Raw genomic sequence first — 23,785 nt, forward strand, 5'->3', positions numbered from 1 at the left:
ATTTTAAATAGATAATCTAGGAAGAACGCAATGAAAACATATAAATTAGCGATAATTGGTTTTGGGAATGTTGGTCAAGGCCTAACCAAAATTATTAGTGACAAAAAAAACCTATTAATAGCAAAGTTTGGTATTAATTTAAGCATCGTAGCCGTATGTGACTTATACAAAGGCAGTATTTATAACTCTAACGGCTTTGACCCTGAAACTTTATTATCTGATCTAGAAAAAAATGGAGATTTAAAAAGTACGCTTGCTCCAATCACTGGTTGGAATGCAACAGAGACAATTGATAATAGTGGAGCTGATATTCTAGTCGAACTTGCTTTTACCGATTTACAAACAGGTGAGCCAGCAGTAAGTCATATTAGACAGGCATTAAATAATGGAATGCATGTTTCTATGACTAATAAAGGGCCCGTGGCTTTACACTTTCCTGAACTTCGCAAATTAGCACTAAGCAAAAATGTTCAAATTGGTATTGAAGGTACTGTAATGAGTGGAACTCCTTCAATAAATTTAGGTAACGAAATGTTGTTAGCCGCAGGAATAACAAAAGTTCAAGGGATCCTTAATGGCACAACAAATTATATTTTAGGTGAGATGTCTTCAGGTTCAAAATATAAAGATGCTCTTAAACAGGCTCAAGAACTTGGTTATGCTGAAGCAGACCCTACTGGTGATGTAGAGGGGTATGATGCGGCTGCAAAAGTCGTTATTTTAGGAAACCTTTTAATGGATTTATCGCTCACATTAGATGATGTAGATCGTCAAGGCATTAGCCATATCACAAATGCTGATATTGCTGACGCCACTTCTTTAAATAAGCATTGGAAATTAATTGGAACGGTCGAAAAACATAGCGATGGATTTTCCGCTTCAGTTAAACCTGAGATGGTATCGAGTGAACATCCATTAGCATCCATCAAAGGCGCAACAAATGCTATTACCTATACAACAGAATTACTCGGGGATATTACCTTAATTGGCCCCGGTGCTGGACGATTGGAAACAGGATATGCTGTTATTGAAGATATACTTTTGATACATAAAAAATCAACCTAAAAAGTCACCAATATGTCAATATTATTTGGGTAATGATATTGACATAATTAGACGATTTTTCCCCAATAATCAATTTATATCAGCTGTATGATCATAAAGCTGCCCCCTCATCGTCCCTAATTAATTATACCACCAGAACGAATTAAGTATAAAAAATAGAATTATTATTAAGGTCAGATATCGTATCTTAGTGAGCATTAGGCAAGTTGATTATTTAACAATAAATTAATACCGTTTTGTGACTAGATTTTTGAAGTAATGTCCAAGTTAGAATCTAAAATATCAAATATTACTTGGTATTTAATTTTATTGGTAAATAGCTGGGTAATTCTTGATTTGTATATGTTAAAATCAATAGTAATATAGTGTATATAGCGAAGAACTTCCCGAAATGTCGACAGCCAAATTATTAGCACCCATCTTATCTTTTTTACAATGTGAAACACCTGATGCCTGGGTTGATGAAGCCAAAAAGCCTGAAAATTTATCGATAATTTTAATTGATCATCTCGTCTGTGAATTAAAAGCAGCTCAGTCCGCTATGTTTCTTATCCGTAAGTATGCGGTTGATAAAGAAAGTGGTGATGCTTTATTAGCATGGCTGCAGCCTTTTGAGCAATTAATTTATAAAAGGCAAGGGGATTGGCGTTCATTACCGTCAAAAAACAAGTTAACTAAAGCCATATTACCTAAGTCAGGTTCAGCTCATGGGCAAGGCCTTATCGACAAAATGGTCTTACTGATAAAAGAAGAGCTCCATCATTTCTACCAAGTATTAGAAATGATGGATGTGTATGGTGTTGAATATAAAAGTATTACACCGTGCCGATACGCAAAAGGTTTACTGCGAAATGTAAAATCTTTTGAACCTGATGCTATGGTTGATAAGTTAATTATTGGCGCCTTTATCGAAGCTAGGTCGTGTGAACGTTTTGCTAAAATAGCGCCTCATGTTGATAAACGTCTTGGCGATTTTTATATTTCATTATTGCGCTCTGAAGCTAGGCATTACCAAGACTACTTATCATTAGCGACAGAGATTGCTGGAAAAGATATTTCTGAACGAGTGAAATGTTTTGCTGATATCGAAGCGGCGCTAATTATTAGTCCAGATGAAGACTTTAAGTTCCACAGTGGCTTACCAGCAGCCACTCTTTAAGCTTAGTTAGCCAATTCAAGTTGAGCTGCGGTATTGATACTTGCCAAAACGCAGCAATTTCTTCCTGAATCTTTTGCTTTATATAGCGCTTGATCGGCATTATTAAATAAGGTTGTCCACGTCATGTTATTTTGTAGTTCGGCAACACCAATAGATACCGTAATAGGTGGAAGCTGGGTTTTACTTTGACGTTGTACTAATTTTAACTTGGCAATAGCCAAGCGTATTTTTTCAGCGATAGTATGAGCAAATTGTTGTGATTTGTTTGATAAAACCACTACGAATTCTTCACCGCCGTAGCGCACCGGAATATCATCAGGTGCAACGTGTTCTTTGATGATTTTTGCCACTAACTGTATCACCTTATCGCCAACACTGTGTCCAAAAGAATCATTCACTTTTTTGAAGTGATCAATATCAATAACTAATGATGAGTGAATGTTATTAAGCGATAGCGCTTGTAATCTTTTATCACAACCTCGTCGGTTTAATAGTCCTGTTAAGGTATCAATTAAGGCTTCTTGACGTGACTCTTCTAACTTCTGTTTTAACTGTGAAACTTCTTCTGAAGCTTTATAGAGCTCAGTAGATAAAGACTGGTGCTGGGCGGTTGATTGTCCGATAGCATTAAGTAGAAAAGTAGTAATATTTTGGAGAGGTTTATATTCCCCTAACTGACCTAGGGTCTTACCTATTTTATTGAGGTGACTTATAGTCGCTTTTTCACTAGAAACGTGGTTTTCAAGTTGCGCTAAGGTGCTAGTCAGAGTTTCACCAAAAGGCGTAAAAATATTATCTTCAATATTTTGGCTGTTAGAAAGAAATTCACTAAACAATGCATCGATAAAAATAGCGTCTAAAGATTTTTTGCTGGCTAATTGCTCATCTATTTTTTTTATCAGCAACAAATTTTCTTCAGAAACATAACAATAGGCAACAGCGTAATGGCTGGGTACTGGCGTAATTTGATGCACAAGCATAAATTCTTTAGCTTGTTCCGCAATTTTCATCGTTTGATTAAAACTTCCCGGCATCATACTTCCTTTATTGTTTTTTTTACATAATAGCAGTTAACTAAAAAGAAACTCAATGTAAAAGCCTACAGGAACGAGGGTTTTATAAACTTTTATCTGTTGGTATATTACTTATTCACATAAGTAACATTAATTTATTGATAAAAAAGCGTTTAATGTGGTTTAAAGGCTTGAGAAAGTAGCTCTATACTGTCTCTTGTAACCTTTAACCACGCGCCTTGTTCATACCAGTCACCTAAGACGATGCGTTGCGCAGGTAGATTATTTGCCTGAATATGATGGATGTTAGGGCGGTGAGTATGACCGTGAATAAGTAACTGACAATGATGTAACTCAAGCATGGCGATCACCTCTGTTTCGGTGACATCCATTATTTCTTGTGATTTCATTGCGGTTGCACTGGCACTTTTTAAGCGATAATTTTCGGCAATATTCTTACGCACAAACAAGGGTAAGTTTTTGATAATAGCTTGCCACCACCAAGAACGAGACTTCTTCCTAAAAGCTTGATAAGCAATATCACGCGTACACAAAGTATCACCGTGCATAATAACGACCGGTTTACCATATAGGTCAATAACGTCTACTTCAGGTAATAACGTCATGCCGCAAGCTTTGGCGTAGCGTTTACCTAAGAGAAAGTCTCGATTACCATGAATATAGTAAATATCAGTACCTAGCATACTTAATGTTTTTAGCGCGAGGGCTACTTCGACGACAAAAGGATTTTTATCATCATCACCAATCCAGTATTCGAATAAGTCGCCTAATATATAAAGTGTTTCGGCGTTAGGGGCATCTTTTTCGAGGAATGATAAAAAACAGGCCGTGATATCTGGCCTGTTTTGCGCTAAATGCAAATCAGCAATAAAATAGGTTACTGATTTGTTTTTTGTTGCGTTAGTCACTAAACTTTATTATTCAACAATTGCTGATTCAATAATGATTTCTTCTGTTGGTACATCGTCGTGAAAACCCATACGGCCAGTTTCAACCAGAGTCATTTTATCAACAATGTCCATGCCTTCAACAACTTCAGCAAATACACAATAACCCCAACCTTGCACAGATTCGTTTTTAAAATTTAAAAAATCGTTGTCGCTTAAGTTGATAAAAAACTGAGCTGAAGCTGAATGTGGCTCTTGCGTTCTTGCCATCGCTAAAGTGCCACGCTTATTTTCTAAGCCATTACTTGCTTCGTTTTGAATGGTTTCACGAGAATCTTTTTCATCTAAGCCAGAAGCAAAACCACCGCCTTGTGCCATAAAACCTTTAATGACACGATGAAAAATAGTGCCGTTGTAAAAGCCTTCTTCAACATATTGCTGAAAGTTTTTTGCTGTAAGAGGTGCTTTATCAAAATTTAATTCAATTTTGATATCGCCTAAGTTTGTTTTTAAAATGATCATTTTATTTACTCTTCAATTTCGATGTGGGAATTGTAAACGAAAGCACAGAACTGTAAAGCAAACTTATGGATATTGTGCAGGTAAATAATGACCCTAGCGCTTTGTTCGGGTACAATTATCGAAAATTCATCGAATTTTTATTAACTATTAATTACCCCTATTTTAATCGTGATCGGAGCCAGAAAATCTTATGTTACAGATATACAATACATTGACCCGCCAGAAGGAAATTTTTACCCCAATTGAAGCAGGTAAAGTAGGTTTGTATGTGTGTGGTTGTACAGTTTACGATTTATGTCATATCGGTCATGGTCGCACTTATATTAGCTTTGACAACATTGCTAGATATCTAAGGTTTTCTGGTTATGACGTAAATTATGTCCGTAATATCACCGATGTTGAAGATAAAATCATTAAGCGGGCACAAGAAAATAACGAAACGCCAGACGAGCTTACCGAGCGAACTATTGCCTTAATGCATGAAGATTTTGATAGCTTGAATATCGAACGACCAGACATAGAGCCAAGAGTGACCACGCACATGGACGAAATTATTGCCATGATAGTCACGCTTGTTGAAAAAGAGCATGCTTATGTCGCAAGTAGTGGCGATGTATTATTTGCTGTGTCTAGCTTTGCAGATTATGGCAAACTCAGTGGCCAAAATTTAGAGCAATTACAAGCGGGCTCTCGTGTTGAAGTAGACGAAAGCAAAAGATCACCACTGGATTTTGTTTTATGGAAGTCAGCTAAACCGGGCGATCCAAGTTGGGAATCACCTTGGGGAGCAGGGCGTCCTGGTTGGCATATTGAATGTTCGGCGATGAGTGCTAAAGAACTCGGCCATCATTTTGATATTCATGGTGGTGGCTCAGATTTACAGTTTCCTCATCATGAGAATGAAGTAGCACAAAGTTGTTGTGCGCTTGATTCACCTTATGTGAATTATTGGATCCATACCGGCATGGTGCAAGTTGACCAAGAAAAAATGTCAAAGTCACTCAATAACTTTTTCACTATTCGTGATGTGTTAAGCCAGTATGACTCAGAAACCGTCAGATTCTTTTTAACGTCTGGACATTATCGCAGCCAGTTGAATTATTCTACGGATAACTTAGAACAGGCACGTTCTGGGTTAGAGCGTATCTACACGGCTTTACGTGATGTAGAGGTGCTTGTTGATTTTTCACTAGATAAGAATGACAGCTTTGTTGCTCAATTTATTAAAGTAATGAACGATGATTTTAATACGCCACAAGCCTTAGCGGTATTATTTGATTTAGCGAAGGAGTTAAATGTCGCTAAGAATGGCAACAGTGATAAGGCGCCTTATTTAGCTGCAACGCTTAAAGGTTTGGGAGAATTAATTGGTTTGTTACAATTATCTCCAGCAAGCTTTTTACAAGGAAAAGGTGACAACGATGAAGTCGCTGAAGTTGAAGCGCTAATAAAACAACGTAATGATGCGCGAACAAGCAAAAACTGGCCACTAGCTGATGAAGCACGAGATAAATTAGCGGCGATGAATATTATCGTTGAGGACAGTGCAGGTAAAACCACTTGGCGTAAAGGCTAGGTCATCGTCTGATAAATTCCACTAGCTTAAAAAATCAAACCTCAATAACACATTGTTATTGAGGTTTTTTATTTTAAAGCGTATCTAACATTTACTACCTTGCTTTTTTTATTAGATGGCTTGCGAAATAAGTCGATAACTACTGATTATTTACTGTCCAGCGGTTAATAATTTTAGCAATCTCGCCGTTTGTCTTTAATTTGGTAATGGCTTTATTAATAAGATTAAGTGTTTCAAGACTACAGGATTCACGGCTCAACATAATATGAATATTATCTTGGTATATTTTCAATGAATGCATTTCAAATTCATCTTGCAAAGCGTACTTTTCAGAGAACACTTTCATTGTCACGGGGTCGACCAAAAATCCGTCAATATGTCCTTTTAGTAATAACGCCACATTTTGCTCTAAGTCGATAACGTTATTAATATGGCTATGAAAATCTTTTGTGGTTACCAGTTCTTGAAACTCTTCACCATAAAAATATCCACCTTCAACACCAATCATGTAATTAGAATTAATGAGATCACTTAATGTCTCTAGCTTGATTTTATCAGTCATGCCTTTTTTAACAAAAAGATTAACTTTCTCAAGTCGGTAAGGTAAAGAAAAGTATGCGCTTTCTTCACGTTCAAGCGTATGAGATGCGCCCATCGCCATATCCATTTTACCTGTTTTTATGTATTGTAAATGTCTTTTCCAAGGGAGCTCTGTGAACGTTACTTTAAGATTAGCTTCTTTTATAATCGCATTGAAGATATCAAAATCTAAACCAACAAGCTCTTGTTTTTTATTATGATATTGATAGGGATACCACAATTCCCAGCCAACAGCATAATCTCTTGAAGAGGCCGTATAAGCTGAACTATTAAAAATTAATAATAGCCCTAAGAGTAAATATTTTTTCATGCTCTTTCTTCCATGTTTCACTAATTGACTAATCTTTTATTTGTTGAATATACATTTTAATATTACGGTTAGTTTTATTCGTCGAGAAGCGCTTTATAGACAAATTTATATCATCATATTGCACTATCAAGGGGACCAGCAGCAACAATTTGTTACACCTACATTGACATAAGCTTAATTTAAATGCAAAACCTAGCGTTTATTTTCGATAAAATAAATTATTTGGGTCGATGACCATGTTAATGATTTGCTAGATTAAGAAAAAATTGTCAGATTTAATAGGCTCTCCAGCTTATTAGCGCTGCGCTACTTAACTGGAGAGATTTAACTTTATATCGATTATAAAGGGAATTCGCCTTAATTTTACTAGGTGTTTAGGTGCAACTCTAAAGCATTATTATCCGATATTTTACCTATTGGCTACACAAACTCTAATGTTGCATTTGCAATATCATCACTTTGTATTAAAGTATCTTGAACAATTAGATTAATATTTGGAGATAGCTATGGCGTTAGTTGAGCCACTCGCAAGCGATGAAAATAAAGAAGTTACAGCGCTTGCTCTTTTTTTAATGAAACATTAGGCTTTTGTCCTAATAGTATACTGACCATGCAACGACGTCCTGCTATCGCTAAGGCTTTTATTAATTTAAATATGGCTGTTATGGCAAATGAAGGCAGAGTAACGGCAGAACAAAAACGTTTAATTGCTTATTATAACCAGTGCCAATAATGGCTGTCGCTATTGCGAAGCACACACTATTTTAGCGGCTGAGCGCTATGGCGGAACGGAGCAACGATTAGCTAATATTTGGTCGTTTCGAACAAGTAATAGCTACAGTACCGCGGAGAAAGCAGCGTTTGAATTTGCGCTTGCGGCTTCAAGTGTCCCCAATGCTGTTGACGATAGTATTTCTGGTGAACTGCATAAATACTGGGATGATGGTGAAATCATTGAGATCCTAAGCGTTATTTCTTTATTTGGTTTTTTAAATCGTTGGAATGACTCTATGGGGACAACCATGGAAACAGGAGCTATTGAGGCAGGTAATCGACTGTTAACAGAGTCAACATGGACTCAAGGTAAGCATATTTAGAGGCTTTGGTGAAAACCAATAGTGATTTTCTATTGGTTTTCTATTAAAAAGTGTCCCAAGCGACGGGTATTTATCTTATGTTTTTGTCGTTGTAACTGTCTTTTTCTATGGGTACTTTGTACTTGTCGTCTAATTTTATTGTTCATCTTGTCTCTCCTTGAATTTATCTACTTACTTAGTATTGCTTAACTATGTTTCACTTTGATGACAACCAAAAAGTTATTAAGTGAAATAATAAGTAACTTCACATTAACACAGATTATCAATTTAAGTTATTCTATTATAGCGACTGCTTCAGTTTCAAATGGTTCAGGAAGAGCATTTTCTTTTGATTTATTATCCATCCAAGTCAAGGTGTCATAGTAACGTCTGATGTTTTCAACATAATTGACCGCTTCATCACCACGTGCATAACCGTATCGAGTTGGTTTGTAATATTTCTTTTGTTTTAATAATGGTAAGCGATCTTTAACCTCTACCCAGCGGTCGGGGTCGCCTCCTTGTTTTTCTGTGATTTTTCGTGCGTCATTTAAGTGACCTAAACCAATATTATACGAGGCAAGTGCAAACCATAAACGATCAGGGAAAGGGACTCTATCGGGCATTCTATCAATCATTTGCTTAAAATATTTAGCGCCACCACGAATACTTTGTTCAGCATCTAAACGACTTTTTATACCCATTTGTTTAGCCGTTGGCAAGGTTAGCATCATCATACCGCGAACACCGGTATAGGAACGTGCGTGCGGTTCCCAATGAGATTCTTGATAACTAATGGCGGCCAATAATCGCCAATCAATCTCTTGGCTATACTTTTCAAAGAGGGGTTGGTACTGAGGTAGTTTACCTTCAACGGCTTTAATAAACATTCTAGTATCAACATAATTAAACTCTTCAACATGACCATAATATTTGTCATCGAGTGCTAATAATGTACCGTCGTGATGTACTTTGCCAAAAAATTCAACAAGACTGGCATAAATTGATTGGTCATTATTTTTTCTAACCGCCCAAGCCAAAGGTTGTGGTTTTTTGATGGTAAAGCCAATGCTTATTTCAGGATAATAACGGCGATTAACCGCTAGGGTATTACTGTCGATAATGGTGTAGTCGATTTCTGCTGATAATACTTTCAGTAATAATTCTTCGCTATCAAATTCATCACTGACTTGCCAAGTTAAATCACGGTGGCTATTTTTTAATTGTATAAGATTTTCTTCATGGCTTGAATGAGCCATAATAAGTAAATTCCCCGTTAAATCTTCTAAGTCACGAGGTCGAATGCCTCCTTGTTTAAAAACAAGTTTTTGGCTGATATCATCATAACTAGGGGAGAAATTATATTTTTGACGTCTTTTCTCAGTAACCGCTAAGCCCGCTGCTAATATATCGACTTGGCCGCTGTCTAATTTGTCAAAAAGTTCTTCAAGACTGTAGCTAGGCACTACCTTTAATTCAACGCCTAATGAGTCAGCATAATTTTTTACCAGCTCATATTCAAAACCAGCAGCGTCTTCAGCTTCTAGATAATAACTGGTTAAGCCATAAATAGTACCGACCTTAATATAGCCGCGCTCAATTATTCGCTGCAAACTGGCATTATTTTCTGTGGGCTGACAGCCAAACAGCAAAAAAGAACTCAAAAAGAATATACTTACAAACTTGCTGATTCTTTTAACTATTTTAAAATTTATCTTATTCATATAACGTCATTGTGGCGTGATTCCAGCTTTATTCAAAGCACTTTTTATCAATTATCAAGATTAACTGTTTAAGTTAATCTTTTAACGCTTATCAAAACCCTTTATATAAACTATAATATGCGCGATTTTTCTTCCATTATTTTAACGGCGAAAACGCAATTAAAATATAACTAAACTGGTGATTACGTTTATGACGATGTTGATGAAAACCCTTCGCGGCGCTCCTGCTCTTTCAGACTTTCGAGTTAAAAAGTTATTAGCTCAATGTGCTGAATTAGAACTTCCTGTGACAGATATTTACGCTGAATTCACACACTTTGCACATATCTCAGCTGATCTTAACGACGAAGAGTTTCAAGTTTTACAGCAACTTCTTAAGTATGGACCAAACATTAAAGAGCACGAACCTGTTGGTCAATTATTATTGGTCACTCCGCGTCCGGGTACTATTTCCCCTTGGTCTTCAAAATCAACAGATATCGCTCATAACTGTGGTTTAGCGAAAGTGAACCGTTTAGAACGTGGCATTGCTTACTATATTACTGGCGAATCTTTAAATACAGTGCAGCAAGCTCAACTCAATCAGTTAATTTCAGATCGTATGATGGAAACGGTCTTTACTGAAATGTCAGCAACTACCGCACTCTTTGCTACCGCAGAGCCCGGTGAATTAACCGTTATTGATATTGAAAATGGCGGCAAAAATGCATTAATGGCAGCCAATGTCGAATTAGGCTTAGCGTTAGCTGAAGATGAAGTTAATTACTTATTCGAAAACTTTACCAAATTAGGTAGAAACCCACACGACATCGAACTTTACATGTTTGCTCAAGCAAACTCTGAGCATTGTCGTCATAAAATATTCAATGCTGACTGGACTATCGATGGTGTTAAACAGCCGAAATCACTGTTTAAAATGATCCGCAACACTCATGAAATAAACCCTGACTTTGTCTTAAGTGCCTATAAAGATAATGCCGCCGTTATGGTCGGTAATAAGGGCGGTCGTTTCTTCCCTAATCCAGCAACCAATATTTATAGTTATCATCACGAAGACATTCAAATTTTAATGAAAGTGGAAACGCATAATCATCCAACAGCTATTTCTCCTTACCCTGGAGCAGCGACAGGCTCAGGTGGTGAAATTCGTGATGAAGGCGCAACCGGTATTGGCTCTAAACCTAAAGCAGGTTTAGTCGGCTTTTCAGTATCAAATCTACGTATTCCTAATTTTGTCCAACCATGGGAAACCGATTTTGGTAAACCGGGTCGTATCGTTTCAGCATTAGATATTATGTTGGAAGGCCCATTAGGCGGTGCAGCTTTTAACAATGAATTTGGTCGTCCGGCTATTTTAGGTTACTTTCGTACTTACGAAGAAGAAGTTAATTCGTTCAATGGCTCAGAGGTTCGTGGTTACCATAAACCCATTATGCTAGCCGGTGGTTTGGGTAATATTCGTGACGAACATGTACAAAAGCGTGAAATTATCGTCGGAGCTCATTTAATCGCACTTGGTGGGCCAGCAATGAATATCGGCTTAGGCGGCGGTGCTGCATCATCAATGGCTTCTGGCCAATCAGCCGAGAACCTTGATTTTGCTTCTGTGCAACGTGAAAACCCTGAAATGGAACGTCGCTGCCAAGAAGTTATCGATAAATGTTGGCAGCTTGGTGAAGACAACCCTATCGCCTTCATTCATGATGTTGGCGCAGGTGGTTTATCGAATGCATTTCCTGAATTAGTGTCTGACGGTGGCCGTGGTGGTGTTTTTGAACTGCGTAATGTCCCTAATGATGAACGCAGCATGGCTCCTCATGAAATCTGGTGTAACGAATCTCAAGAACGTTATGTTATTGCGGTATCAGATAAAAATTTAGCGACATTTGAACAAATATGTCTGCGTGAGCGTGCACCATTCTCAGTGGTGGGCCGCGCTACCGAAGAGGAACACTTAACGGTTACTGATGCACATTTTTCTGGTAATGCGAAATGCGATACCCCGATTGATTTACCGCTTGAAGTTTTATTAGGTAAAACGCCTAAAATATTTAAAGATGTCGCCACAGCTAAAGCAGCAGGCGATGTATTCTCTTTAACGGACATTACTTTAGCTGATGCCGCGGACCGCATATTGTCATTACCGACAGTGGCAGAAAAAACCTTCCTCATTACCATCGGCGATCGCTCGGTAACCGGTATGGTTAATCGTGATCAAATGGTTGGTCCTTGGCAAGTACCTGTCGCCGATTGTGGTGTTACCGCCTCTGCGCTCGACTCTTACCACGGCGAAGCGATGTCTTTAGGTGAACGTACACCGGTTGCTTTACTAAACTTTGGCGCTTCTGCTCGTTTAGCGGTCGCTGAGTCACTCACCAATATTGCCGGTACAGATATCGGTGATTTAAACCGTATTAAATTGTCTGCTAACTGGATGTCACCGGCAGGTCACCCAGGTGAAGATGCTGGTTTGTATGAAGCGGTTAAAGCCATCGGCGAAGAACTTTGTCCTGCGCTTGGCTTAACTATTCCAGTTGGTAAAGACTCAATGTCGATGAAAACCAAATGGGAAGACAACGGCGAAGAGAAATCAGTCACTTCACCTATGTCATTAATCATTACTGCATTTGGTGTTGTTGAAGATATTCGCAAAACCGTGACCCCAGAATTAAGAATAGACCAAGGCGACACTCGAATTGTTGCTATTGATTTATCAAAGGGTAAAAAGCGCTTAGGTGGCTCATGTCTAGCACAAGTTTATAAGCACTTAGGTAAAGAAACACCTGATGTAGATTGTCCTGAAACCTTAAAAGGTTTCTTTAATGCCATGCAAACCTTAGTGCGTGATGAAAAGCTTATTGCTTATCACGATATTTCTGATGGCGGTTTATTTACCACCGTCGTAGAAATGGCATTTGCAGGTCACACCGGTGTTGATATTGATTTAACAAAATTAAACTCAGTTTCAGGTAATGACATTGACGTATTGTTTAATGAAGAGCTCGGCGCGGTTATTCAAATTCGTGAAAGCGATGTTGCAGCCATTGATGCTATTTTAGCGGCTCATGGGATTTTAGATTGTTGTACTGATATCGGCCGCATTAATAACGAAGACACGCTGCGCTTTAGCCGTGATGGCAAGGTAGTACTTGAAAATTCTCGTACTTATTATCGTACTGTCTGGGCACAAACTACCTATAGAATGCAGTCACTGCGTGATAACCCAGAATGTGCTCAACAAGAACATGATGTTAAATACGATACCGAAGATCCAGGTTTACATGCCGAGCTTACTTTTGATATCAATGAGGATATTGTTGCTAAGTTAATAGCACAAGATTCACTGCAGGGCACTAACCCTAAAATTGCGATATTGCGTGAGCAGGGCGTTAACTCTCATGTTGAAATGGCGGCCGCTTTTGACCGTGCTGGTTTTGTTGCCATTGATGTGCATATGTCTGATATTTTATCAGGGCGTGCCGATTTAGCTGACTTTAACGGTTTAGTCGCTTGTGGTGGTTTTTCTTACGGTGATGTTTTAGGTGCTGGCGAAGGTTGGGCAAAATCAATCTTGTTTAACAAAGACGCTAAAGCCATGTTCAAAGCCTTTTTTGAACGCCAAGATACTTTTACTTTAGGTGTTTGTAATGGCTGTCAGATGTTATCTAACCTGAAAGAGATTATTCCAGGTTCAGCCGCGTGGCCACATTTTGTACAAAACAAATCTGAACGTTTTGAAGCACGTTTCTCATTAGTTGAAATACAAGAAAGCCCGTCAGTATTATTTAAAGGCATGTCAGGTTCTCGTATGCCGATTGCTGTTTCTCATGGTGAAGGTCATGCAGAATTTAGCTCTGAAGAGGCTATTGGCGCTGCCAATGATTCTGGCACGGTTTCAATGCGTTATGTTAATAACTATGGTCAAGTTACTGAAACTTACCCGGCTAACCCGAACGGCTCGCCAGACGGTATTACCGCCCTAACCACAACAGATGGTCGCGTTACTATTATGATGCCGCATCCAGAACGTGTCTTTAGAACGGTTGCTAACTCTTGGCATCCAGACGAATGGCAAGAAGATTCGCCTTGGGTACGCATGTTTCGTAATGCGCGTGCTTTTATTGGTTAATTTCTTCTAGTCGGTCTAGTTAACAATAAAGCACTTAATCAGTTAATGCCGTTCACTTAAGGTGAACGGTATTTTTTTGGCTAAATTTTCACTCTTTAAGAAAATTATTTATAGCGTTGTTTTAAACAATATTACTCAGTGGTGTGGCTTATTTGCACGGTTATTAGATTGCTTTAATGCTAACAAGTCACAAGATAAGTTATTTAAAACATAATCAAGAGTGTGCCCCTTAATTCTAGATAACCATCCTTGGTGTTCCCCATATCCCATAACCACAACATTCGCATTATATTTATTTGCTAAAGATGGAATAATATCATCGGCTAATCCTTCCTCAACGTGTAAACATTTACCCTCAAAATAATAGGGTTTAACAAATGATGTTAGATTATCTAAATGATTTTTAGATTGTTTCATTGGGTCCATTGGCTGAAAGGAAACACTGCAACTTTCTAAATAACAATTAAACAAATGAATATCACTCATTAATAGTTTTGCTAAATCAGATGATTTTTCAATAATTTCGTTATTAAATGTTTTATGCGTTACGGTATTTTCCTCTGTTTCTATAGCCGCCAGTACATTGCCATTATTTAACCATTTATGGTCACCAACGAATAAAACTGAGGTATCTGAAACACGTAATAAATGAGTATATTCTGCTTGTTCAAATGTCCAAAGATGTGATGCTTCTTTGAAGCTCTCTGCTACCACCAAGTCATACTGGTTTTCCTTGAGTTGTTTTTTTAGTGCGATAAATTGATCGCGCTCCTCCCTTATTTTATAGTCAATAGAAATACCTTCTTGTTTGGCAAGGTCAATTAAGCCATTAATTTTATCTTCATTAACTACTTCAGTCGTTGTTTTATGATTAAGCCAGCGTTGATAGGCAGAAGGTTTTTCTTTTGTTGCTAAAACAGTCACGGATGCGTGATTTTTTTTAGCCAAAAGTATCGATTTTTTGAGTGAGATTAAACCGCTCGTTCTAGGCTGAACTAGCGTTAATATATTTGAGAAGCTATCCATGCAAGTGTCTCCGGTTACTTTAACACCACATGATTAACTATAGTTTATTTATGAAAATACTTTATGTAGCCACAAGACTTATTTAAACTTAAAAACGAAGGATTTATAATAAAATAATCATAAAAAAGTATAAAATATACACAGATTTTAACGATTTATTTTAATTCGTTGAAAATAATAGCGTTAATTCTAATATAAATTATAAAGCATAATTTTACTTTACTGATTTGATTTCAATTTATTTACCTTATCAATAATAGTGTAAAAATATAGCTACGAAAAATAGCATGCCAACCTGTTATTGTTGTTGCACTTGCAATATCTGTGCAGTGTTATATCCTGCTAGCTAGTCGTATTAAATAAAAAGGATAAAGTTTGATGCAAGATCATGACTCAAGCCCGCTCACCGATTACATTGAATACCCCGTAGAAGAAATGCGCTTGCGTTCTGAAAATTTCTACTTGGATATAAAACGTCGCCATAGCATTCGTAGCTTTAGCGATCGCCCTGTGCCTAAAGAGATTATAGAGAACTGTATAAAAGCTGCTGCAACAGCGCCAAGTGGTGCTAATCACCAACCTTGGCACTTTGTCGCTGTACATAGCAGTGATATAAAAAAGCAAATTAGAGAACAAGCTGAATTTCATGAACGAGGCTTTTATCAAGGCCGGGCAGGTGAAGAATGGTTAGGTGCTTTAAAAGCGCTCGGCACCGATGCTAATAAACCCTACTTAGAAAGTGCACCATGGCTGATTGCCATTTTTAGTCAAAAGAAAGGTGGCATAAGTTCAGCAGAGCAAAAAACTAATTATTATGTTCATGAATCTGTTGGCATAGCGACGGGTTTTTTAATTAATGCCTTACATACCTCTGGCTTAGTAACGCTAACACATACCCCAAAACCTATGTCTTTTTTAAGTAAAGTGTGTCGACGACCAGAAAATGACCGTGCTTATATGTTACTTATCACTGGCTATCCAGGCGAAGATGCTACTGTGCCTCACCATGCTCTAGTTAAAAAACCATTGAATGAAATTGCGACTTTTATCTAGTCATTATTTTAAAATCTCGAGGTACTCTCATTACTACATCTGCCAGAAATAAAGCGTTTACGCTAACGCAAGAAATAGCTCAACCATTAGATTTAACAAAGCACTTACCGTTTAGAGTCGCGGTTGTTAGTAATTTACTCGCGTTAAATCGTGACTGGAAGATTCGAGATCTCTGTGACTTAGAGCCAAGAGAAATGCGTGTTCTCTTAAATATTGGCTCATACATGCCAATTAAGTCAGCGGATATTGCTTACCAATCTCGTATTGATTCTTATAATGTTAGTCGTGCAGTAAAAGCATTAGATAAGAAAGGTTTAATCGATATTCGTCGAGATGAAAAAAGTAAAAATATTAAGATTTTAGCCTTAAATGACCAAGGTAAGTTACTATATCAACAACTTACTGCCGCGATGGAGATGCGGTCAAAAGAGCTTGAAAGTGTCTTAACCGCTGATGAAACGAGTGCTTTTTATAATGCGCTCAGTAAACTTGAAGATAAAGTTGAACAATTACTAGCGAAACAAGCGCTCACTAAAATAGCGCAAGGTGAAGATGCTCCTGGCGATCAAAAAGAATTAATTCGTTGGTACAAAAAAGGGCAAAGCGGTGATATGGGCTAAATAACGCTGATGTAAAATTTTTACCCGTTCAACATAAACTTCAGTTTCAGGGAAGGGTGGCACGCCGTTATATCTTTTAACCGCACCTTCGCCTGCATTGTAGGCCGCGGAAACTAACGTAATATTACCACCGAACTTCCTTATTAAACGTGCTAAATGTTTAGTGCCCGCGCTAATATTTTGTTTAGCATCGAAGGAATTTTTAACGCCTAACGCTTTCGCTGTTGCCGGCATTAACTGCATTAGCCCTTGTGCGCCAGTTTTAGACAAAGCTAGCGGGTTAAAGTGTGACTCTGCATGAATGACCGCAAGAATAAGGGCAGGGTCTATTTTATAAAGCTTTGCTTGTTGATTGATGGTTGTTGTGAAGTGATCAATAAACAAGCGCGTGTTATGCCAGTTAACCATAGCGTTAAGTTTACAGGCAAAGCAACCTATGCTGACCTGTTGATAACTTGAGGTTACGGGGGGAATATCAGAAAAAGAGCTGATGCCTTTTTCTGACTGGTATTGCTATACCTTTACACTATCTTGTGCAATGACATGATGAGTAAAGCACACCAGTAGGAAAAATAAGCCGCAAGATAATTTCAATAACACGCTCTAGGTTGAAGTAACAATAATACTGAGGTTAGCGCTTATTTTTGTGCTAACTTCGCTTGCTGTTTTAACGCTTTTTTCTCAGCTCTGCGGCGTTTAAAAAAAGCGGACAGTAATTGGCTGCATTCTTCTGCCATTATCCCTGAAGATAGCACAATTTGATGGTTATGCTTCTTATCACACAATAAATTAAAGGCGCTACCTGCCGCGCCAGTTTTTAAATCTGGCGTCGCGTATACCACACGTTTAATTCGACTATGTACTAATAAACCAGCGCACATCGGGCAAGGCTCCAATGTTACATAGAGTGTACAGTCGAGCAAACGGTAGTTTTGTAAGGCTAAGCCAGCACGGCGTATCGCAACCATTTCAGCGTGGGCTGAAGGGTCGTTCAATGTAATAGATTGATTGTAGCCTTCGCTGATAATTTTATTATTAGCGACAACCACAGCACCAACCGGGATTTCGTTAATCGCTTCTGCTTGCTGAGCGAGCTCAAAAGCTCGTTGCATAAACGTTTGGTCGAATGCTTGCTGCTCTTCACTAACCGCCACTATAAAAACATCTCGAGTAAATCATTTAAATAACGATGACCTAGTTTACTGACTTGCCAAGTGCCATCAGTGTTTTCTTGCATCAATTGTTTTTGTTTAGCGACTTGCAATGTTGGCAAGACAGTATCAATCGATAAGCCTGTTCTTTGTTGATATTCCGTTAAGCTGAACTGTTCATGTAAGCGCAGTCTGTTCATCATATATTCAAAGGGTAACTCTTGGGCACTGACTTCAACTAAATGGTCAAGATGCGGGCGACTCTCGTCTAAGTAACCTTTAGGGTGCTTTACTTTGATGGTACGGAAAATTTTATTATTAAGAGGATCTGTTATTTTGCCATGTGAGCCGCAGCCAATGCCCAGATAATCACCAAACTGCCAGTAATTGATATTATGCTGACATTCAAAACCGGGTTTACTGTAAGCCGAGATTTCGTATTGCTGATAACCTGCTGCCGCTAATAAGGCGATACCTTGATCTTGAATATCCCAGAGTACTTCGTCTTCAGGCAATTTAGGCGGGCGAGAATGAAAAGCGGTATTGGGCTCTATTGTTAACTGATACCAAGATAAATGGGTTGGATTCAGTGAAATAGCCGTGGTTAAATCATCAAGGGCGTTAGCAATGTTTTGCTGTGGTAAGCCATGCATCAAGTCAAGATTAAAGGTTTTTATGCCACAAGAATAGGCCAACTCGGCTGCTTTTTTTGCTTGGTTACTGTCATGAATTCGACCTAATTTTATGAGCTTGTCAGATTCAAAACTTTGTACGCCAATGGATAGCCTTGAAACACCGCCGTTAAAGAAGCCAATAAATTTTTCAGCTTCAACCGTGCCTGGGTTCGCTTCTAACGTTATTTCAATGTCATCTTTATGTTCGAAGCGCGCAAGAACTTGCGTTAATAAACTTTCAATCGCCTGTGCTGAAAATAAGCTCGGTGTACCACCACCAATAAAAATAGTGTGTAGTGGCCGATCACTCAAAGAAAATTTGGCGATATCTGCATCTAAATCATCAATTAGATGTCTTACATACTCTTCTTCTGGAACCGCTGATTTCAAGGCATGCGAGTTAAAATCACAATACGGACATTTTTCCACACACCAAGGGATATGGATATATAAAGAAAGCGGGGGCGCTTGAAGCATTATTATTTAACACCAAAATGTTGCACAAGTTGAGCAAGTGCTTGGCCGCGGTGGCTTAAACTATTTTTTAAATCGCGAGGCAATTGTGCGGATGTTTGTTGCTGTAACTCTTGCCAAAAAATAGGATCATAACCAAAACCTTGTTCGCCCAATTTTTCACGGGTAATTGTGCCTTCCCAAACGCCATGACAAATTATCGGCGTTGGATCGTGTTGGTGTTTCATATAAACCAGCACACAATGAAAACGAGCGGTACGTTGTTCATCAGGTGTGTTTTCTAGTGCTTTTAACAGTTTATTTGTGTTATCACTATCACTAGCGTTTTCACCTGCGTAACGCGCTGAATAAACACCCGGTGCACCATTTAATGCATCAACCTCTAAGCCAGAGTCGTCGGCGATTGCTGGTAAGCCCGTTATTTTAGCGGCATGACGCGCTTTAATGATGGCATTTTCAACAAAAGTAGTGCCTGTTTCTGCCACATCATTGACATTAAATTCACTTTGGGGTTTTATTTCAATGTTATGTGCGGCTAATAAATGGCTGAGTTCTTTAACTTTACCTGGGTTGCCTGTGGCTAATACGATGGTTGACATTTTGTACCTTGAGCGTATAGAAATGAAAAAATAAAATCAGGTAAAACCTGATTTTATATATTAATTATTTATCTGCAATTAGCGATTAATCAACATAAAATTTTTGTTTAAATTTAAGCTGGTGGGTTTCTTTGCCATCACTAATGGTGATATCAAAGTAAAAGGTTTCTTCGTTGGTGTAATTAACTTGTGCTAAATAATAAATAGCATCACCTTCTTTTACTTCGTCAAATTCAAGGGTTTTGATTTGACCAATATCATTTCGTGCTTTGCCTTGTATGGTTACTGCTTTAGCTGGTGTCGACGGTTTAGTATCGTCTAAAACCGAAATATTAATTAAACCGTTAAAACGACTACGTTCAATGTCGTAAGCTTTTGCGACTTTTGGCGTTAAAAACGTGGCATTTATTGCCATGTAATGCACTTGCATCGAACCCATTTTCTTCATGTTTTCAGCAAAAACGTTACTGACTAGGGTCAATGAAACTAAAATAATAAATAAACAGGTTTGGAAGATGTTTTTCATAATGTGTTCCTTTTTATCTTAATGAGCCATACATTTAATAAGACAGGTTTTGTAGCAAAATTATTACAAAGCCTGTTTAATCGCTGCTACGTTATTATAGCATTGCCCAACCAGGAACGGCGCCAGATAGAAAAATATTAATCACGTTTAATAATAAGAAAGCAATAAGTATAGATAAGTCTAGACCGCCAATACTGGGTACAATACGCTTTATCGGTTTTAAAAACGGTTCAGTTAGCTGCTGAAAGATAGCTTGTGTAGGATTATATCCTTGCACTACCCAGCTCATTAATGCCATAACTAGCATTAGCATAAACAGCAATACACCGGTTTGTTTAATTAAATAGATAAGGCCAAAGTACAGCGCCGAAATAATATTGAGATCGCCGCCATTAAGTAATGGGATAATAATAAACTTTAACGTTGCAACGGCAAAAGCTAACAGTAATGTTGAAACATCAATACCACCAAAACCAGGAATAACGCGACGAAGCGGAATAACGGCTGGATTGGTTACTTTTACAATAAACTGACTTAACGGGTTATAAAAATCTGCACGGACCAATTGTAGCCATACACGTAAAACTAACAACATTAATAATGCGTCAAAGGCAAAACTCAGCAAATAATTAATGGCTTCCATCTACTTCTCCAAAACTTAATAATTAATAAAATTCAAACGGTCTTAACCGTTATTTTGCGCCATTTCTTTAGCGCGATGCAATGCACTGTTCATTGCATTTGTTACTATTTGTTCCAAACCATCATCTATAAAAGAATTGATAGCAGCATTGGTTGTACCACCTTTAGAGGTGACTTTAGCACGTAACTCGCTGATTGGAATGTCGTTGTTGACTACCATTTGCGCAGCACCTAAAGCGGTTTGCTGTACTAATTCACGGCTTTCCTGTGCTGAAAATCCTAATGTTATCGCTTGTTTTTCCATTGCTTCCATAAACAAAAAGAAATAAGCAGGTGCTGAGCCAGAAACCGCAATAATATTGTCAATTTCATCTTCAGTGGCTAACCACTTTATAATACCCACCGAACTCATAAGCTCTTCAGCAATTATTTTTTGTTGAGGATTAACATTTTCGTCGGCATATAAGCCACTAACACCTAACCCAATCTGTGAGGGGGTATTGGGCATAGTGCGAATAATAGCACAAGGCTTGGCTAAGGCTTTTTTCATTTGAGCTACGGTGCAGCCAGCAGCAACGGAAATAAAGCACTTGTTGCTTATATCAATTTCTTGACTAATTTTTTGACAAACATCAGCAATAAAGTGTGGTTTAACACCAAGTACAATAAAGTCTGCAAAATTAGCGGCAACGATATTGTCAGCGGTTTCTTTAATGCCAAGTTGCTCTTGTAAAGCCAGTCGCTTTTCAGGTGAAGGGTTTGATACGATAATGTCTTGAGCGGCAAAGCCTGTTTTTACTAAGCCAGAAATAATTGCGCCATTCATGTTACCAGCGCCAATAAAAGCAATTTTTGTCATGAAATACCTATGATAAATAAGAGAGTAAATATTTTAACTATTGTAACGAATTATACCTAAAGAAAGTGAAATAGATTGTATCCTAATATAACTATTTATCTTCTCTTGCGCCAAAAATCGCTGAGCCAACTCTGACCATAGTCGAACCTTTGGCAATGGCGGCACTTAAGTCACCTGACATGCCCATCGATAAAGTATCCATACTAGGATGTTCTTTTTTTAATTGTGCATAAAGTAGCTGCATTTTTTCAAAACTTTGTTCAGAGGCATTTTTCTCAGGGATAGCCATTAAGCCGCGTAGGGTTAAATGTCGGCACTGGTCAATACAATCAACTAACGCTTTAATATCTTTAACGGCTATGCCAGATTTGCTTTCTTCGCCACTAATATTGACTTGTAAACAAACGTTGAGGGGAGTATCTTGGCTAGACCTATGATCATTAAGACGTTTTGCTATTTTAATGCGGTCAACACTATGTACCCAAGCAAAGTTATCGGCAATTAATCGTGTTTTGTTTGACTGTATAGGACCAATAAAATGCCAAGTAATATCTGACAAACGTTGTAAGTCTGCTATTTTTTCAACGGCTTCCTGGATATAGTTTTCGCCAAATTCTCGTTGACCTGCTAAATAAGCTTGTTCGATCATGGCACTGGTTTTGGTTTTACTTACCGCGAGTAAGGTAACCTGTGAAGTTGGGCGTTTTGCTAGCTCGCAAGCATTAAAAATTTGCAGATTTATCTTAGCAAGATTATCTTTAATGGGTGTCATATTGTTTTGTGTCAATTTAGTTTCAACTTACTTTATATTATAAAAAATAATTATTAAGAGGTCTTTTTATGGATATTACCGAATTACTTGCCTTTAGTGTGGAAAATAATGCATCTGATCTACATTTATCTGCAGGCACTCCGCCTTCAATTCGTGTCGACGGTGACGTACGTAAACTCAATATCCCAGCATTTGACGAGAAAGATGTTAATGCTCTGGTCTATGATATTATGAATGATCGCCAACGCAAAGAGTATGAAGAAAATTTAGAAGTCGATTTTTCTTTTGAAGTGCCTAATTTAGCGCGTTTTCGTGTTAATGCTTTTAATCAAAATCGTGGCCCCGCAGCGGTATTTCGTACTATCCCAAGCAAGATATTATCCTTAGATGATTTAGGCTGTCCTGATATATTTCGGGAAATTTCTGATATACCTCGCGGCTTAGTTTTAGTCACGGGTCCAACAGGCTCAGGTAAATCGACCACTTTAGCGGCTATGGTCGATTATATTAATAACAACAAACATGATCATATTCTTACCATTGAAGATCCTATTGAGTTTGTGCACGAAAACAAAAAATGTTTAATAAACCAACGTGAAGTCCATCGCGATACGCTAAGCTTTGAAGCTGCCCTGCGCAGTGCTTTACGTGAAGACCCTGATGTTATTCTTGTTGGTGAAATGCGTGACTTAGAGACGATTCGCTTAGCGATGACAGCGGCGGAAACCGGTCACTTAGTTTTTGGTACCTTACATACAACCTCAGCACCAAAAACCATCGATCGTATAATTGATGTTTTCCCAGGTGAAGAGAAATCTATGGTGCGTTCAATGTTGTCAGAATCACTTCGTGCGGTTATTTCGCAAACTCTTATTAAAAAAGTGGGCGGTGGTCGTGTTGCCGCTCATGAAATAATGTTGGGCGTTCCGGCAATAAGAAACTTAATTCGTGAAGATAAAATAGCGCAAATGTACAGTGCCATTCAAACCGGTATGACGCATGGTATGCAAACCATGGATCAGTGTTTACAAGGTCTAGTTAATCGAGGCTTAATCACCAAACAAGATGCGATGGAAAAAGCGGTTGATAAAAACCAATTTAGAGGTTTTTAAAACACGCTAAAATTAATGTAGATGTTTTAAAGCGAGCTAAGATCAATGTAGAGGTTTTAAAACCAGCTCAAACCATGGGTGTCTGTTGTCTACAAGGTCTAGTTAATCGAGGCTTAATCACCAAACAAGATGCGATGGAAAAAGCGGTTGATAAAAACCAATTTAGAGGTTTTTAAAACACGCTAAAATTAATGT

At 38.0% G+C, this 23,785-nt stretch carries 23 protein-coding genes; 9 read left to right on the top strand and 14 right to left on the bottom strand.

What is annotated here, in order from left to right; translation table 11 throughout:
* Positions 1-30: 30 nt before the first annotated feature.
* Together ESZ26_RS16945 and miaE are read left to right on the top strand one after the other, a co-directional pair.
* The gene (locus tag ESZ26_RS16945; protein ID WP_146800600.1) at positions 31-1,065 is read left to right on the top strand and encodes a homoserine dehydrogenase; all 1,035 of its coding nucleotides are present in this window, start codon (positions 31-33) and stop codon (positions 1,063-1,065) included.
* 391 nt (positions 1,066-1,456) lie between these two features.
* Positions 1,457-2,224: a tRNA isopentenyl-2-thiomethyl-A-37 hydroxylase MiaE gene (gene miaE / locus ESZ26_RS16950; protein WP_146800602.1), complete on the top strand. Its 768-nt coding sequence runs from the start codon at positions 1,457-1,459 to the stop codon at positions 2,222-2,224.
* 2 nt (positions 2,225-2,226) lie between these two features.
* Here miaE and ESZ26_RS16955 read toward each other — a convergent pair whose 3' ends face one another.
* The 3 genes from ESZ26_RS16955 to ESZ26_RS16965 form a co-directional block, all read right to left on the bottom strand.
* Entirely contained in the window at positions 2,227-3,258 is a 1,032-nt protein-coding gene (locus ESZ26_RS16955) for a GGDEF domain-containing protein (protein WP_223271698.1), read from the bottom strand.
* A 152-nt stretch (positions 3,259-3,410) separates the two neighbouring features.
* A complete protein-coding gene (locus tag ESZ26_RS16960) occupies positions 3,411-4,166 on the bottom strand; it encodes a UDP-2,3-diacylglucosamine diphosphatase (RefSeq protein ID WP_146800606.1) in 756 nt (251 codons plus the stop codon).
* 9 nt (positions 4,167-4,175) lie between these two features.
* Positions 4,176-4,667, bottom strand: coding sequence for a peptidylprolyl isomerase (locus ESZ26_RS16965; protein ID WP_146800608.1), 492 nt, complete (start codon positions 4,665-4,667; stop codon positions 4,176-4,178).
* 190 nt (positions 4,668-4,857) lie between these two features.
* Here ESZ26_RS16965 and cysS point away from each other — a divergent pair, with 190 nt between their 5' ends.
* Positions 4,858-6,243: a cysteine--tRNA ligase gene (gene cysS, locus ESZ26_RS16970; RefSeq protein ID WP_146800610.1), complete on the top strand. Its 1,386-nt coding sequence runs from the start codon at positions 4,858-4,860 to the stop codon at positions 6,241-6,243.
* 139 nt (positions 6,244-6,382) lie between these two features.
* On the opposite strand, the gene ESZ26_RS16975 is transcribed toward cysS, so the two are convergent.
* Positions 6,383-7,153 carry a substrate-binding periplasmic protein gene (locus ESZ26_RS16975; protein ID WP_146800612.1) on the bottom strand — a complete coding sequence of 257 codons (771 nt, stop codon included), beginning with the start codon at positions 7,151-7,153 and terminating at the stop codon, positions 6,383-6,385.
* A 610-nt stretch (positions 7,154-7,763) separates the two neighbouring features.
* On the opposite strand from ESZ26_RS16975, the gene ESZ26_RS19575 reads away from it, so the two are divergent.
* Together ESZ26_RS19575 and ESZ26_RS16980 are read left to right on the top strand one after the other, a co-directional pair.
* The gene (locus ESZ26_RS19575; RefSeq protein WP_262984200.1) at positions 7,764-7,886 is read left to right on the top strand and encodes a hypothetical protein; all 123 of its coding nucleotides are present in this window, start codon (positions 7,764-7,766) and stop codon (positions 7,884-7,886) included.
* Entirely contained in the window at positions 7,861-8,250 is a 390-nt protein-coding gene (locus tag ESZ26_RS16980; protein ID WP_223271699.1) for a carboxymuconolactone decarboxylase family protein, read from the top strand. The genes ESZ26_RS19575 and ESZ26_RS16980 overlap by 26 nt, the downstream gene beginning before the upstream one ends.
* Positions 8,251-8,522: 272 nt before the next feature.
* On the opposite strand, the gene mltF is transcribed toward ESZ26_RS16980, so the two are convergent.
* Positions 8,523-9,893 (bottom strand): membrane-bound lytic murein transglycosylase MltF, encoded by a 1,371-nt coding sequence (gene mltF, locus ESZ26_RS16985; protein WP_244947099.1) that lies wholly within the window; start codon positions 9,891-9,893, stop codon positions 8,523-8,525.
* Positions 9,894-10,155: 262 nt separating this feature from the next.
* Here mltF and purL point away from each other — a divergent pair, with 262 nt between their 5' ends.
* Complete coding sequence (gene purL / locus ESZ26_RS16990) at positions 10,156-14,082, top strand: phosphoribosylformylglycinamidine synthase (protein ID WP_146800635.1); 3,927 nt, start codon at positions 10,156-10,158, stop codon at positions 14,080-14,082.
* 135 nt (positions 14,083-14,217) lie between these two features.
* On the opposite strand, the gene ESZ26_RS16995 is transcribed toward purL, so the two are convergent.
* Positions 14,218-15,030, bottom strand: coding sequence for a universal stress protein (locus tag ESZ26_RS16995; RefSeq protein ID WP_170246407.1), 813 nt, complete (start codon positions 15,028-15,030; stop codon positions 14,218-14,220).
* Positions 15,031-15,486: 456 nt separating this feature from the next.
* On the opposite strand from ESZ26_RS16995, the gene ESZ26_RS17000 reads away from it, so the two are divergent.
* Together ESZ26_RS17000 and ESZ26_RS17005 are read left to right on the top strand one after the other, a co-directional pair.
* Positions 15,487-16,161: a nitroreductase family protein gene (locus ESZ26_RS17000; RefSeq protein WP_146800637.1), complete on the top strand. Its 675-nt coding sequence runs from the start codon at positions 15,487-15,489 to the stop codon at positions 16,159-16,161.
* A gap of 161 nt (positions 16,162-16,322) precedes the next feature.
* Positions 16,323-16,781, top strand: a complete 459-nt coding sequence (locus ESZ26_RS17005; RefSeq protein WP_223271701.1) for a MarR family winged helix-turn-helix transcriptional regulator — start codon at positions 16,323-16,325, stop codon at positions 16,779-16,781.
* Here ESZ26_RS17005 and ESZ26_RS17010 read toward each other — a convergent pair.
* From ESZ26_RS17010 to ESZ26_RS17045, 8 genes are all read right to left on the bottom strand, one after another.
* Positions 16,737-17,189, bottom strand: coding sequence for a lytic transglycosylase domain-containing protein (locus tag ESZ26_RS17010; RefSeq protein ID WP_146800619.1), 453 nt, complete (start codon positions 17,187-17,189; stop codon positions 16,737-16,739). The genes ESZ26_RS17005 and ESZ26_RS17010 overlap by 45 nt on opposite strands.
* A 230-nt stretch (positions 17,190-17,419) precedes the next feature.
* Entirely contained in the window at positions 17,420-17,935 is a 516-nt protein-coding gene (gene tadA / locus ESZ26_RS17015) for a tRNA adenosine(34) deaminase TadA (protein WP_223271700.1), read from the bottom strand.
* A complete protein-coding gene (gene hemW, locus ESZ26_RS17020; RefSeq protein ID WP_146800621.1) occupies positions 17,935-19,083 on the bottom strand; it encodes a radical SAM family heme chaperone HemW in 1,149 nt (382 codons plus the stop codon). The genes tadA and hemW overlap by 1 nt, the downstream gene beginning before the upstream one ends.
* A 2-nt stretch (positions 19,084-19,085) precedes the next feature.
* Positions 19,086-19,679, bottom strand: a complete 594-nt coding sequence (locus tag ESZ26_RS17025; protein ID WP_146800623.1) for an XTP/dITP diphosphatase — start codon at positions 19,677-19,679, stop codon at positions 19,086-19,088.
* An 85-nt stretch (positions 19,680-19,764) separates the two neighbouring features.
* Positions 19,765-20,205 (bottom strand): DUF4426 domain-containing protein, encoded by a 441-nt coding sequence (locus ESZ26_RS17030; RefSeq protein ID WP_146800625.1) that lies wholly within the window; start codon positions 20,203-20,205, stop codon positions 19,765-19,767.
* A 94-nt stretch (positions 20,206-20,299) separates the two neighbouring features.
* Positions 20,300-20,848, bottom strand: a complete 549-nt coding sequence (locus tag ESZ26_RS17035; protein WP_146800627.1) for a YggT family protein — start codon at positions 20,846-20,848, stop codon at positions 20,300-20,302.
* Between the two features lie 42 nt (positions 20,849-20,890).
* Complete coding sequence (gene proC / locus ESZ26_RS17040) at positions 20,891-21,706, bottom strand: pyrroline-5-carboxylate reductase (RefSeq protein WP_146800629.1); 816 nt, start codon at positions 21,704-21,706, stop codon at positions 20,891-20,893.
* Between the two features lie 91 nt (positions 21,707-21,797).
* Entirely contained in the window at positions 21,798-22,478 is a 681-nt protein-coding gene (locus ESZ26_RS17045) for a YggS family pyridoxal phosphate-dependent enzyme (protein ID WP_146800641.1), read from the bottom strand.
* 68 nt (positions 22,479-22,546) lie between these two features.
* Between ESZ26_RS17045 and ESZ26_RS17050 the strand changes: the two genes are divergently transcribed.
* Positions 22,547-23,590 (top strand): type IV pilus twitching motility protein PilT, encoded by a 1,044-nt coding sequence (locus ESZ26_RS17050; RefSeq protein ID WP_146800631.1) that lies wholly within the window; start codon positions 22,547-22,549, stop codon positions 23,588-23,590.
* Positions 23,591-23,785: the final 195 nt, after the last annotated feature.

The sequence above is a fragment of the Colwellia hornerae genome (genome assembly GCF_007954355.1).
GTDB classification, from domain to species: domain Bacteria; phylum Pseudomonadota; class Gammaproteobacteria; order Enterobacterales; family Alteromonadaceae; genus Colwellia_A; species Colwellia_A hornerae.

Coding starts and splice junctions, on each gene's coding strand:
- ESZ26_RS16945 (WP_146800600.1), top strand. CDS start 31: ATGAAAACATATAAATTAGCGATAATTGGTTTTGGGAATGTTGGTCAA.
- miaE (WP_146800602.1), top strand. CDS start 1,457: ATGTCGACAGCCAAATTATTAGCACCCATCTTATCTTTTTTACAATGT.
- ESZ26_RS16955 (WP_223271698.1), bottom strand. CDS start 3,258: ATGCCGGGAAGTTTTAATCAAACGATGAAAATTGCGGAACAAGCTAAA.
- ESZ26_RS16965 (WP_146800608.1), bottom strand. CDS start 4,667: ATGATCATTTTAAAAACAAACTTAGGCGATATCAAAATTGAATTAAAT.
- cysS (WP_146800610.1), top strand. CDS start 4,858: ATGTTACAGATATACAATACATTGACCCGCCAGAAGGAAATTTTTACC.
- ESZ26_RS16975 (WP_146800612.1), bottom strand. CDS start 7,153: ATGAAAAAATATTTACTCTTAGGGCTATTATTAATTTTTAATAGTTCA.
- ESZ26_RS19575 (WP_262984200.1), top strand. CDS start 7,764: ATGCAACGACGTCCTGCTATCGCTAAGGCTTTTATTAATTTAAATATG.
- purL (WP_146800635.1), top strand. CDS start 10,156: ATGAAAACCCTTCGCGGCGCTCCTGCTCTTTCAGACTTTCGAGTTAAA.
- ESZ26_RS17000 (WP_146800637.1), top strand. CDS start 15,487: ATGCAAGATCATGACTCAAGCCCGCTCACCGATTACATTGAATACCCC.
- ESZ26_RS17010 (WP_146800619.1), bottom strand. CDS start 17,189: ATGGTTAACTGGCATAACACGCGCTTGTTTATTGATCACTTCACAACA.
- hemW (WP_146800621.1), bottom strand. CDS start 19,083: ATGCTTCAAGCGCCCCCGCTTTCTTTATATATCCATATCCCTTGGTGT.
- ESZ26_RS17025 (WP_146800623.1), bottom strand. CDS start 19,679: ATGTCAACCATCGTATTAGCCACAGGCAACCCAGGTAAAGTTAAAGAA.
- ESZ26_RS17030 (WP_146800625.1), bottom strand. CDS start 20,205: ATGAAAAACATCTTCCAAACCTGTTTATTTATTATTTTAGTTTCATTG.
- ESZ26_RS17035 (WP_146800627.1), bottom strand. CDS start 20,848: ATGGAAGCCATTAATTATTTGCTGAGTTTTGCCTTTGACGCATTATTA.
- proC (WP_146800629.1), bottom strand. CDS start 21,706: ATGACAAAAATTGCTTTTATTGGCGCTGGTAACATGAATGGCGCAATT.
- ESZ26_RS17045 (WP_146800641.1), bottom strand. CDS start 22,478: ATGACACCCATTAAAGATAATCTTGCTAAGATAAATCTGCAAATTTTT.
- ESZ26_RS17050 (WP_146800631.1), top strand. CDS start 22,547: ATGGATATTACCGAATTACTTGCCTTTAGTGTGGAAAATAATGCATCT.